We start from the raw sequence: 12,119 nt of genomic DNA on the forward strand, positions 1-12,119 counted from the left end.
TCTTTGGTGACAAACACCTTAGAGTTTCTCCATCTTTTATAATGATATGAGTATAGGCTTTCATGGCTCGTTTTCTTGTTACTGGTGGCGCCGGATATGTAGGTAGCCACGTTGTTCTTGCTCTGCTGGATGATGGGCATGACGTTGTGGTGTTTGACAGCCTGCGCACGGGCCACCGCTCTGCCGTGCCGGAAGCCGCCACGTTTGTTCATGGGGATTTGGCAGATCTGGACTGCCTGAACCGTGTTCTGGCTGATGGCCCGTGGGATGGCGTGCTGCATTTTGCGGCTCTTTCACTGGTGGGTGAGAGCATGCAGGACCCGATGCTCTATATGTCCGCTAACGCTGGTATTGGCTTCGGGCTGATTGATGCGTGCGTGCGCCATGGTATCAAGCGGTTCGTGTTCTCCTCCACCGCGGCCCTGTTCGGCTCCGCCGGGGACGAACCGATTAGTGAAGACACACCTGTTGACCCCGGCTCCCCATATGGTGAGAGCAAATATATGGTGGAGCGCGCCCTGTACTGGGCTGACCGGATTCACGGGTTGAAAAGCGCCTGCCTGCGCTACTTCAATGCTGCTGGGGCTGACGCCGCAGGCCGCGCGGGTGAAGACCATCGCCCTGAAACGCACCTGATTCCGCTGGTGATTGACGCCGCCCTTGGCCGTCGCCCTGCTCTGACTCTATTCGGGCAGGATTACCCCACGCCGGATGGCACTTGCATCCGTGACTATGTGCATGTGACAGACCTCGCCCGCGCGCATCTGGCCGTTCTGCCACTGTTGAACGAGAAAAGTGTTACGTTCAATGTCGGCACAGGCCGCGGTAATTCCAACCGGGAAGTTATTGAAAGCGTCGCCCGTGTGACCGGGCTGGAGGTGCCATGGCAGGCAGGGGATCGTCGCCCCGGTGACCCGCCCTGTCTGGTCGCCAGCCCCAAACGCCTAATGGCCGCCACCGGCTGGGCTCCTGAATTCACGGATATTGACCGCATTGTGGAAACCGCCTTTGCATGGCGCAAAGACCACCCGCAAGGTTATGCAGACTAAGCGGCACCCTCTTCAGCCTTCTTTGCGGACAGGCACTTTCCTGCCTGCAAAGACACTGGCTGAGCGGCTTGGCGTGACCGCTCCGGTTACGCGACGTGCTGCGCGGCTTATCGCGGCATCCTCGCTTATGATGCTGGCTCTGGCCCTTGCTTTACCAGCGAAGGCGTCCGGGCCGGACTACCGGACACATCTGGCCGGGGTTACACCCTTTGCGGACCCCAGACAGCGCGTCTCCAGCGTGCAGGCTCCGTGGTCCGCCATTGGCCGTGTGCAGACAGAACTGGGCTCACGCTGCACTGGCTTCCTCATCAGCCCCGTGCTGGTGGAAACAGCGGCCCATTGCCTCTGGCTCACACAACCCAGACACTTCATTCAGCCTAGCAGCGTGCATTTTCTGCGCGCTTATAGTGGCGACCATTTTACAGCCCATGCTCGCGTTATCCGTTTTATTGTGCCCCCCGGCTACACCCCTGAACAGGAAGGCCAGAGTGCTGGGCTGGACCATGCAACGCTGGTGCTAGACCACCCGGTTGCCCGCCCGGATGAGGTTTTTCACGTCAGCACAAAACCCGAAGATATCAAACCCGACATGCCCGTTGTGCTGGGCGGCTACGAGCAGAATATGCCCGATGTCATCACGGCTGACCTGCATTGCCATATGACCGGCCTGACATATGACAAAAGCGGCAATCTGCTGTTCACACATGACTGCGCTGGCACACACGGTAGTAGTGGCGCGCCTCTGCTCTATCAGAACGCTTCCGGCTGGCATGTTTTGGGGGTGCAGGTTTTGGCAAGCAGCGCCCACGCGGGCGGGCAGGCTGTCCCTCTTCTCAACAGCGCGAGCGGGACATCAGAAGATCAGCCTTAATCTTCACGGTCTTTGCGCCATATAAGCATAGAGGCGCATACCGACGGAAGCAGACACTCACAGCACCTCTACCGCGCTACCTGCTCAAAACGCCAATCCACCTTGCCCACCCCGCCAATGTGAGCAGCAATTCCATCAGGCCACAGGGTTGTCAGAACGTCGCGTCAGCTTTTAGCGGGCTGGGCTGCCTCACGCGCAGCGGCAGCGAGAATGGTGGTTAGCAAACCGGGAAAACGCGCCTCAAGCTCCGCATCGCGCAGGCTGTTCATATGGGTGACACCCACCACCACCGTGCGTACCAGTCCTGCTTTACGCAGCACGGTAAAGTGATGCGACACCGAAGATTTCGGCCTGTCTCCCTGCAGCGGCGCACAGGGCTGCGGCTGCAAAACCGAGAGTTTCTGCACAATGGACAACCGATAAGGGTCAGACAAGGCGTGCAGGATTGTCGTCAGGTCAAACGCGTCTGCCGGAGGATGCTCATACTGCTTCATACGTTTTCCCTGCCATACCCTCTTGCACGATCTTATAGTTCGACTAATATCGAACTATTCATTCACCTGACCTCGTCTGAAAAAAGGTTTTGATCGATGCCAACACTCTTTGACCCGTATAGCCTAAAAGATGTCACTCTGCGCAACCGTATTACCGTAGCCCCCATGTGCCAGTATATGGCGCAGGACGGACTGCCGAATGACTGGCACCATGTGCATTACGCGGGCCTTGCCCGAGGTGGTTCTGGTCTGGTGGTGGTGGAAGCAACGGGTGTTTCTCCTGAAGGACGGATTACCCCCAACTGCCTTGGCTTATGGAATGATGAACAGGCCGCCGCCTTTGCGCCGATTGTCGAGTCCATTCGCAAAGCTGGCGCTGTGCCGGGGATTCAACTTGCCCATGCGGGCCGCAAAGCCAGCGCGAACGTGCCGTGGGAAGGCGATGACCATCTGCCCGAAAGCGACCCGCGCAGTTGGCAACCCATTGGACCATCCGCCATTCCGTTTGGTGCCAACCTCCCGCGCACGCCCACGGAAATGACGCTGGAAGATATTGCCCGTGTCAAAACGGATTTTGTCAAAGCCGCGGAACGCGCGCGGGATGCTGGCTTCCAGTGGTTGATGCTCCATTTTGCGCACGGGTATCTGGCGCAAAGCTTTTTCTCACCAGACGCCAACAAACGCTCGGACCAGTATGGTGGCTCTGTTGAAAATCGCGGACGTTTTCTGGTGGAAACACTGGCTGCCGTGCGGGAAGTCTGGCCGGAAAATCTGCCTCTTACCATCCGCTTTGGCGTGATTGAGTTCAATGGTCATGACGAAGAAAACCTGCGCGATTCCGTCAGCCTCCTTAAAAAACTCAAAGACAGCGGGCTTGATTTTCTGGATGTGAGTATCGGCTTTTGCACACCGGAAGCAAAAATTCCATGGGGCCCCGCCTTCATCGCGCCTTATGCACACCAGATAAAGCAGGAAACCGGGCTCCCCGTCTCTACCTCATGGTATATCAGTGAAGGTCGGCAGGCTGATGCTCTGATCCGCACCGGCACGCTGGATACGGTGTCACTCGGCCGTCCGCTTCTGGCCGATCCGCACTGGCCTTACACCGCCGCCCGCGCCGTGCATAAAAAGCAGCCTGCTGATGTTCTGCCTCCGCCGTACGGCTGGTGGCTGAACCGTTACCAATAACCCGGCCTATCCTGTCTTCGCTTGCCTCATACACAGCAAACGAAGGCAGGAAATCTTCTTTTCTATACTCTTTGTTTCGTCATTTTGGGGGAGAGAAAAAATCTTTCTCTCCCCAAAGCACAACGGATGATTTCAAAACCATCCGCAAACAGACTTATTCCTGAACGGGTTTTCAGGAGTCTTTTTTCGGCATCCCGACACACTGTTCCGGCCCCGGAAAACTCCGATCCCGCACGGCGGCGGCATAGTCCGCCACCGCTCTGTCAATCTGCTCACCAATCGCGGCAAAGCGTTTGACAAAACGGGGGGTGAAATCAGAGAAAAGTCCGAGCATATCTTCCCCAACCAAAATCTGGCCGCCACAGGCCGGGGACGCACCGATCCCGATTGTCGGCACGGAAAGATTTTCTGAAATCTCACGCGCCAGTGGCTCCATGGTGCTTTCAATCACTATGGAAAAAGCCCCAGCAGCCTCAATCGCTTTTGCATCCTGCATAATCTGCTCGGCTTCATCCCCACGCCCGACAGTGCGGAAACCGCCATGCGTATGCACCGCCTGCGGCTTCAGGCCGATATGGCCAATAACGGGAATGCCACGCTGCGTCAGGAAGTGAACGGTTTCAGCCATTTCCACGCCGCCTTCCAGCTTAACGCAGCCAGCGCCGGTCTTGGCCATGATTTCAGCAGAGACCGCAAAGGCCTGCTGCGGGCTTTGCTGGTAGCTGCCAAAAGGCAGATCCACCGCCACGCAGGCGTTCTGGCTACCGCGCACCACAGCCTGCCCGTGGGCAATCATCATCTCAGGCGTAACAGCCAGCGTTGAGTCCATGCCATACACCACCATACCCAGAGAATCTCCCACCAGCAGGAGGTCACAATGCGGGTCCATCAGGCGGGCCATGGGGGTGGTGTAGGCTGTCAGCGCGACAATGGGGGCGTCCAGCGCCGCCAGAGAACGCGGGGTGTGCCGTCTGGCTGTCACATGCTTGCTCAACTGTCTCTCCTGCTCAAAAAGCTGCTGAATGGCACCTTTCACGCCTGAGAAGGATGCTGTCCAGCCATCGGTTGCAAAGTTTTTTGTCCCAAGAGGGCAAAGAGAATGAAAACAGAGTGTTGACAACAGGCTGCCTGACCTCTAAGTCCTCCCTCAACAACCCGGAGGGATGCCCGAGTGGCTAAAGGGGGCGGACTGTAAATCCGCTGGCGTACGCCTACGTTGGTTCGAATCCAACTCCCTCCACCATTGTTGTTTTCCTAAAAGTCTAGTCAAACGCTGATTTTTTCAGACGCGTATGTCACAATTTTTATTGTGCGTGTACCACTGATGCGTCTTTTTTAAAGCACTCTCTCAGCACAGCATGAGCGTTGCCGCAGCTTGACCTCTCCTTGCGACAAGCTGCACACGCTGCACAAAAAAATGCAGCCTTGTCTGGTCCGTGAATGCGTAATCACGCCCCCTCCGCCACGCTGCCCGCACACCAAAGCGACACAGTGGGGGTTTTCGTTTCTCAGCCTGTTAAACTCAATTCTTTACAAAACCGGGACATAAAAAACGTCCTGATTGATCAGGAAGAAAGCGGCTTAACCCCTTACCGCCCCACCTGCCCGTCCAGATATTTCTTTAACCCCTTACGGCCCTTTTTCAGCAGGATTGGCAGGATCAGCCGCCAGACGCGCGGCATCATCAGCATAAGCTGAGCCAGAATACCGTCTGAACTGGGGCAGAACACCTCCGCGCGGGGGCGGCACAGCAAACCCATGACAATCGCGGCAATACCATCCGCCGTGGCGGGAGCGGTCACAAAATTCAATGGTGAGCCACCATTATCAATCTCGCGCTTGAGCATGGGCGTATCGACCGCGCCCGGAAACACAGAAGAGACATGGATGCCGCATTTCCGCACATCCTGCGCCAGAGAAAGCGCAAAGCCCCGCAGCCCGAACTTGCTGGCGGTGTAGATACTGCTGCCCTCCAACGGCACAAGCGCCGCCATGGAGTTGATGAAGACCACATGCCCGCCCGAGGGAATATGGGGCAGCAGTTTCATGGTCAGCAGAATGGGGGCTTCAAGATTAACGGCAAGCTGGCTGGCCACAGCGGAGGTATCTGTGCCCCCCATACGCTGCGGCACAATCAGCCCGGCGCAATGCACCAGCGCTTGCACCGGGCGAGCAAGGGCCGCAATCTGGCCGACAATCTGCTCAATCTGCTCCGGCTTTGTCAGATCACACGCCATCGGCGTGACAAATGGCTGCGCGCCCTCCCCTCCATTCCGGCTGAGGGCCAGAACATGGTATCCAGCCGCCACCAGACGACTGACAAGCGGGATACCAATGCCACCCGCAGCCCCGGTTACAAGGGCCAACGGGCGGGTTGAAGAGCGAAGATGTTCAGAAATCGTCACGTGCGAAAAGCCATTCCATTCTTTCGGTTAGCATTCGCCCGTTTTGGTGAGACGTGCAAGAGAGCCTACCGGATATCCGCTTTACAGCACGCGGGCAGCAACCGCTTTCAGCTTGGTGAGCAGCGCAGGATCCCGCGCATCCGGGGCGGTAATCAGGGCGTATTCCAACGCTCTGTCACACCCTGCGGAGCAGAGGCCGCGTGGCTGGCCCAGAGCGGGAATCACAGCCTTCACCAATGCTTTGGCTTTGGCCGAGTTGCCCTGCATGGTTTTGACAACGCTTTCTACCGTCACGTTATCATGGTCTTCATGCCAGCAATCATAGTCCGTCACCATAGCGACGGTCGCGTAGCAAATTTCTGCTTCCCGCGCCAAGGAGGCTTCCGGCATGTTGGTCATACCAATAACGGAGCAGCCCCATGACCGATACAGGTTGCTTTCCGCACGGGTGGAAAATTGCGGGCCTTCCATAACCAGATAGGTCCCGCCCCGTGTCACATCAAGCCCGAGCCCGCGGCCCTGCTCTTCCAGCACATCCCCAATGCGGGCGCAGAGTGGGTCCGCCATGGAAATATGGGCCACGCAGCCGGTGTCAAAAAAGCTTTTTTCCCGCCAGATCGTGCGGTCAATAAACTGGTCAACAATCACAAAATGGCCGGGCGGCAACTCTTCTTTCAAAGACCCGACAGCAGAGAGTGAGACAATGTCCGTCACGCCAGACATCTTCAGGGCCGCAATATTGGCGCGGTAATTCAGACGGCTGGGCGGAATGGGGTGGCCCCGGCCATGACGCGGCAGGAACACGCAGCGCACACCGTCCAGTCTGCCAAACAGAAGCTGATCAGACGGTAGCCCCCACGGGGTTTCAACCGTCCGCCATTCTTTTTCTTCCAGCCCGTCAATATCATACAGGCCGGACCCGCCAATAAGACCGATGATGGGTTCCACAACTTCATTTTGTGACATGAGACCAGATTCTCCGTTTCAGGATAACAAGCAGACAGGCGAGAAAACACAGATACAGCCCAACCCCAACCCCCAGCCTGCGCTTATCATCCGCATGGGGTATGGAAACCCATGCCAGAAAAGTTGTGACATCCCGCGCTTCCTGTTGCGCGGTCGGCTGGGTACCATCCGCATAGGGCACAGCATTGTCCCGCAAGGGCGGCGGCATGGCCGTGATATGGCCGATAGCATAGGGGTTGACGAAGCCGGTTTCTGGTCGTGCGGGAACACGACGCACCGCGGCATCCGGCCCCGTTGCAAGGGGTAATGTCTGCGCAGGCTTGTAGCCCGTCAGCAACGCATACACACGGTCAGCCCCACCGGGATAGACCTGCGTAATACGGGAGAGGTCCGGCGGCACCGCGCCGCGATTGGCCGCACGCGCCGCGTCGGCATCCGCATAGGGGCGGGGCAGCATATCATCCGGCGTGGCTTTGCGGTGGCGGAGGTGCCCTTCCGCATCCCTGCCCGCCGCAACCTGCCAAGAGGCTGCAAGGGCTGCCACCTGATCTGACGTGAGCCCCATTGCGCCGAGATCAGAAAACTGCACCTGCGTCAGACTGTGGCAGGAGGCGCAAACACCGGCGAACACCGCATAGCCACGCTGCACCGCCGCCAAATCAAAATGCCCCAGAGGCCCCTTGAAAGACCAGTTCTGCGCGGGCGCATGAGCAGGCGTTCCGGGGGGCGGAGCAGCCTGCGCAACCGAGGCAAACACACCAGCCCCGGCCAGCACAGGCAGCATCAATGCTGCAAGAGACCGTATCCGCGTAAACGGCCGCGCTATGGGCGACATCCGCGTTGCCATCAAGACCGCGCCTCCCGCCCCACCAGCCGACTGTAGAACGGCAGAAAGCCGAGGAAATACAGATAATACCCTACCGTTGCCAAACGCCCGAGCAGCAGCCAGACACCCTGCACATGGTGCCGCCCGGCAAGCCCGGCCAACACGCAGGAACAAACCAGCACCCCAAGCGCCACACGCGGCAGCCAGCGCAACCCACCCCAACGACCCGCCGCAAAAGTCGCTGCCGTGCCACGATCCAGCCAAGGCACCACCAGCAGGATAGCCACAGCACCTCCAGACACCAGCAGCCCGAAAAACTTGGACGGCACAGCCTGCAACATTCCGTAAAACGGCAGAAAATACCATTCCGGCTCAATATCCGCGGGCGTATGCAGGGGGTTGGCAGGGCGGTAATTGGCCGCCTCTGTCACCAGACCGGGCCAGAAACACATAACCAGCGTGAACAGAATGGCCAGCACCACAACACCCAGACCATCCTTGACCGTAAAATAGGGATGAAACGGCAGCATCCGCGCCCTGTCCTGCCCCGCAGCGCCAGAGGGGCTGGTGCTGCCCCGCCTATGCAGAATGGCCACATGCAGCAGCACCAGCCCGACAATAGTAAAAGCAAGCGTGAAGTGCAGCACAAACATCCGGTGCAGGGTGGCCGTGCCGGGTGACTCCCCGCCCAGAAACACACCTTCCAGCGTATTGCCAACCAGCGGGATTGCGCCAACAGCCTTACCCGCCACATCCGCGCCCCAATAGGACATCTGCCCCCACGGCAGGACATATCCGGCAAAAGCCGTCACCATCACCAGAATCAGCAACACTGTGCCAACGCTCCACAGACCCTGACGCGGCGCACGGTATGACCCGTACCACAGCCCCCGGAACACATGCAGATACAGGGCCGCCATAAAAAACGTGGCTCCCGTCATGTGCAGGCTGCGCAGGAGCCAGCCGAAGGGCACGCGCCGCTCCAGCGTTTCAACAGAGGAAAAAGCCAGTGAGGCATCGGGCGTATAGGTGAGCGCCAGCGTCAATCCGCTCAGCAGCATAAGCACCAGAACAGCCATCAGCATGGCCCCGATGGTCCAGAGACTATTCAGGTCTCGCGGCAGCAGAAACGCCATATAGTCACGCACAAAAGCCCGAGCCGTCTGCGCTGTGCGGCCTGATGCGGACCCGTCTGCGGTATCGGGCTCTTCATGCGCCTGATCCTGACAAGTGCTCTCCAGACAAGATGGTGTGCCTGCCATCCGCTCCCCCTTACCTCCGCCAGATACGGCATCCAGAACGCCGCACAGAACAGTGTTGTCGTGTTTAACGATGAACAGCATGATCTTGCAATGATCGTCAGGATGGCGCACCTCTAGACCCCTGAGCAGGCGCGGGTGAGCCTCCACCCGTGCGTGAGAGGAAAAAAGACCCGGCTATGACCCCCACCAAAGCGTATTCTCTGCCCGCCCATACCGCCCTGAAAACAGACGCAAAAGAGTGGTTTGAAACACTGCGCGATAAAATCTGCGCGGCGTTTGAACACATTGAGCAGGACGCCGTGCAGCAGAACACGCCCATTCTGCCCGGCCACGAGGCCGCAGGACGGTTTGAGCGCAAAAGCTGGGACCGACAAAATCAGGATGGCACTCCCGGCGGCGGCGGCATTATGAGCGTCATGCGCGGCCGCGTTTTTGAAAAAGTGGGCGTGAACGTCTCCACCGTGGAAGGCACATTCTCTCCCGAATTCGCAGCCACCATTCCCGGTGCGTCGGAAGACCCGCGCTTTTTTGCAACCGGCATCAGTCTTGTGGCGCACATGTGCAGCCCGCTGGTGCCTGCCGCGCATTTTAACACCCGTATGATCATCACCACACAGGGCTGGTTTGGCGGTGGCGGGGATATTACCCCCATGTTCCCGGAAAGTGCTGCGGCAATTGATGACGCAGCCCGCTTCCACGCAGGGTTTGAGCAGGCCTGCGCCCGCCACAACCCGGAATATTACCCGCGCTTTAAAGCCTGGTGTGATAAATATTTCTATCTCCCGCACCGCGATGAACCGCGCGGTCTGGGCGGCATTTTCTATGATCGGCTGGACAGCGGAGACACCGCGCAGGACTTCGCCTTTACCAAGGATGTTGGCCTTGCCTTTCTGGAAACCTACCCGGAAATCATCCGAAACAGGATGAGGGAAGCATGGACACCGGAGCAGCGGGATGCGCAGTTGATCCGCCGTGGTCGCTATGTAGAATTCAACCTGCTGCATGATCGCGGCACGCTGTTTGGCCTGAAAACCGGCGGCCATACGGAAGCAATTCTGATGAGCATGCCGCCGGAAGTAAAATGGCCCTGAGAGACCGACCGTAATTTTGCCGCAGATCACTGGTGCGGTCTGGCTGGGCGGCTGGGACTCTACTCCCTGAGTCCCTCGCTCTGCTCCTTAACGGACTCTCAGACAGATACGATGACAGGGAGGTTTTTCACACGTGCCGCGCACTGATCAGCCAGATCAATCCTCTTCCGCCCGCCCCTTCTCGCGCCGTCAAATACTGGCCGGGTTATCGGGTATCACCGTCTCGTGCCTTCTGCCCCTCCGCGCTGCACGCTCCGTCACGTCGGGGAACAAGGTGCCATCCCCCCTGATCGTTGGTGGTACGGCTGAGAGCATCTGTGGCCAGTGGGCTACTTTACTGGCCCCGGTGCTGGCGGATGACCTTCGATACGCCACCCCATTCCCCTTACGCCTCACCACCGGGTGGGACGGTGTAACCGGCGGTAATCTGTTTGATATTCAGCAAGAGCAGGCGTCTCCCCCTGCCGGGCTGATCATACCCGGCTCCGGCCTGATTGCCGCCCTGCGGGGCGACTCCCGCGTGCATTATGACGCTCAACGCTGGCTGCCGGTGTTTATGAGCTGTCAGCCAACCGTCGCCATCGGCAAAGTCAGCCTGCATCGCACCTTTACCAGCTTTCTACAGGGGCGCCCGGTGCGTGTTGCAGTCTCCACCCTTTCCGGGCCGGAACTCCCAACCCTTGTGGCGCTGGACCTTCTGGGGATGCACCCCCTGCCTGTCTCTGGTTACGCCACGCCCGATGCTGCCATTGCTGCGCTGAAGGTCGGGGCTGTTGATGTTATCCAGCTTCCGTTTGATGAAACCTATGAAGAACGGATGGCTGCCCTTCAGGATGAAGAACCGGGCAACCAACCTCTGTTCTCCAACGTGCTCCCGACATCTACTGGACCACGCCTGCGGCTCCCCCCTGATTTCACGACCATTTTCAAACAGGAACGGCGACGTCTCCCCCCTGCGCGGCTCTATGATGTCTGGAAAACAGCGGCAGCTGCGGCCAGCCTGAAGGCCGGGCTGATGCTGCCCAATTTATCCCAGCCGGACCTCGTGGCCCGTTTCCGCCATGCGGCGCAGGTTGCGGCAGCCGACCCTACTCTGCACGCTCATGCCAGAGAGCAGAATCAGACCCTTGTTGCGGGCCTTCCCTGCGCGGCTCTTTATGCGGACATGATGCCGGATCTGGACCGTATTCTGGCCCTCCGGCGCTGGCTCTCTACAAACAGCCTCCACTGGCGTGACGCCCCAGCCAACAAACCCCTACCGCTTCCGGCGGCGCAGCAGAATACGAACTGAGCCTTTATTTCCGGCATGAGGATACGCAACACCCAGAATCCGGTGGCGCATATCCGCGCGCCCCAGCCAGTGCGGTAATTCGCGCCGCAGAATGCCGCCCTCATGTCCGGTGCCAAGGCCTGTCACCACCTCCACGCAACGCAGGCCGCAGCGATAGGCAACATCCATAAATTCCATCAGTCGGCGAAAAGCATCCTCTGCAACCATACCGTGCAAGTCCAGCCTCTTTTCAACCTTCATTCTCCCATCGGTAAATGTGCGCCAACTATAGGTATCCACACCGGGAGAGCGTCGTCCGATGTCTTCCACAGGCTGGATAGCGTGCTGTACCCTGACGGGCGGGACGGCAGGCGGGACGAAGAGTGGGCTTGCGACGGTCGTCAGTTGCCGTTTATGCCGAGGCTGCTTTTTCTGTGCCGCAAGTGCCAGCCGTTTGCCTTTGGCATCCTCTTCGGATGCTTCATCCGTTTCCGATGCATTATTTGATGGCACGTCGAGACGCGGCACATGCAGCGGCGCGACGTCCCGCATCACCATGGACCACAGCGCCTTTTCGTCTTCCCGGAGATCGCGGCACCTGACCACTGAGTGTCCCTTCCAAATAAAAAAACGGCCCTCTGGCAAGCTTATCACCTGCCGGAGGGCCGCCTTTCAAGGGACCAGCGCATTTATCTGG

12 protein-coding genes and 1 tRNA gene are annotated in these 12,119 nt (G+C 58.7%); 6 read left to right on the plus strand and 7 right to left on the minus strand.

All coding sequences use genetic code 11. The features are described 5' to 3' along the window. The first annotated feature begins 62 nt into the window (after positions 1-62). Both galE and AD949_RS08540 read left to right on the plus strand, forming a co-directional pair. Positions 63-1,049, plus strand: a complete 987-nt coding sequence (gene galE, locus AD949_RS08535) for a UDP-glucose 4-epimerase GalE (RefSeq protein ID WP_048835234.1) — start codon at positions 63-65, stop codon at positions 1,047-1,049. Continuing rightward, the gene (locus AD949_RS08540) at positions 1,039-1,920 is read left to right on the plus strand and encodes a trypsin-like serine peptidase (protein ID WP_244463300.1); all 882 of its coding nucleotides are present in this window, start codon (positions 1,039-1,041) and stop codon (positions 1,918-1,920) included. Before galE ends, AD949_RS08540 begins: the two co-directional genes overlap by 11 nt. Before the next feature lie 164 nt (positions 1,921-2,084). Here the strand turns inward: AD949_RS08540 and AD949_RS08545 are convergent, their stop codons facing one another. Further along, complete coding sequence (locus AD949_RS08545; protein ID WP_048835233.1) at positions 2,085-2,414, minus strand: ArsR/SmtB family transcription factor; 330 nt, start codon at positions 2,412-2,414, stop codon at positions 2,085-2,087. A gap of 96 nt (positions 2,415-2,510) precedes the next feature. Between AD949_RS08545 and AD949_RS08550 the strand changes: the two genes are divergently transcribed. After that, positions 2,511-3,602: an NADH:flavin oxidoreductase/NADH oxidase gene (locus tag AD949_RS08550; RefSeq protein ID WP_048835232.1), complete on the plus strand. Its 1,092-nt coding sequence runs from the start codon at positions 2,511-2,513 to the stop codon at positions 3,600-3,602. A gap of 172 nt (positions 3,603-3,774) precedes the next feature. On the opposite strand, the gene panB is transcribed toward AD949_RS08550, so the two are convergent. Next, entirely contained in the window at positions 3,775-4,596 is an 822-nt protein-coding gene (gene panB / locus AD949_RS08555) for a 3-methyl-2-oxobutanoate hydroxymethyltransferase (protein WP_048835314.1), read from the minus strand. 163 nt (positions 4,597-4,759) lie between these two features. Between panB and AD949_RS08560 the strand changes: the two genes are divergently transcribed. Beyond that, positions 4,760-4,845, plus strand: a tRNA-Tyr gene (locus AD949_RS08560). A 346-nt stretch (positions 4,846-5,191) separates the two neighbouring features. Here the strand turns inward: AD949_RS08560 and AD949_RS08565 are convergent. The 4 genes from AD949_RS08565 to AD949_RS08580 all read right to left on the minus strand — a co-directional run bounded on the left by AD949_RS08565 (position 5,192) and on the right by AD949_RS08580 (position 9,097). Next, the gene (locus tag AD949_RS08565; protein ID WP_244463299.1) at positions 5,192-6,007 is read right to left on the minus strand and encodes an SDR family NAD(P)-dependent oxidoreductase; all 816 of its coding nucleotides are present in this window, start codon (positions 6,005-6,007) and stop codon (positions 5,192-5,194) included. Between the two features lie 81 nt (positions 6,008-6,088). Further along, complete coding sequence (locus AD949_RS08570) at positions 6,089-6,973, minus strand: S-methyl-5'-thioadenosine phosphorylase (protein ID WP_048835231.1); 885 nt, start codon at positions 6,971-6,973, stop codon at positions 6,089-6,091. After that, positions 6,960-7,757, minus strand: coding sequence for a cytochrome c1 (locus AD949_RS08575; protein WP_048835312.1), 798 nt, complete (start codon positions 7,755-7,757; stop codon positions 6,960-6,962). Before AD949_RS08575 ends, AD949_RS08570 begins: the two co-directional genes overlap by 14 nt. A 62-nt stretch (positions 7,758-7,819) precedes the next feature. Then, complete coding sequence (locus AD949_RS08580; RefSeq protein WP_371277356.1) at positions 7,820-9,097, minus strand: cytochrome b; 1,278 nt, start codon at positions 9,095-9,097, stop codon at positions 7,820-7,822. A 140-nt stretch (positions 9,098-9,237) separates the two neighbouring features. Between AD949_RS08580 and hemF the strand changes: the two genes are divergently transcribed. Continuing rightward, the gene (hemF, locus tag AD949_RS08585) at positions 9,238-10,152 is read left to right on the plus strand and encodes an oxygen-dependent coproporphyrinogen oxidase (RefSeq protein ID WP_048835230.1); all 915 of its coding nucleotides are present in this window, start codon (positions 9,238-9,240) and stop codon (positions 10,150-10,152) included. 133 nt (positions 10,153-10,285) lie between these two features. Then, complete coding sequence (locus AD949_RS08590; protein ID WP_048835229.1) at positions 10,286-11,443, plus strand: response regulator transcription factor; 1,158 nt, start codon at positions 10,286-10,288, stop codon at positions 11,441-11,443. Here the strand turns inward: AD949_RS08590 and AD949_RS08595 are convergent. Further along, a complete protein-coding gene (locus AD949_RS08595) occupies positions 11,408-12,028 on the minus strand; it encodes a Smr/MutS family protein (protein WP_244463296.1) in 621 nt (206 codons plus the stop codon). The two genes, AD949_RS08590 and AD949_RS08595, sit on opposite strands and share 36 nt — an antisense overlap. Positions 12,029-12,119: the final 91 nt, after the last annotated feature.

Source organism: Acetobacter orleanensis, from assembly GCF_001581005.1.
In the GTDB taxonomy this organism is placed as follows: domain Bacteria; phylum Pseudomonadota; class Alphaproteobacteria; order Acetobacterales; family Acetobacteraceae; genus Acetobacter; species Acetobacter orleanensis.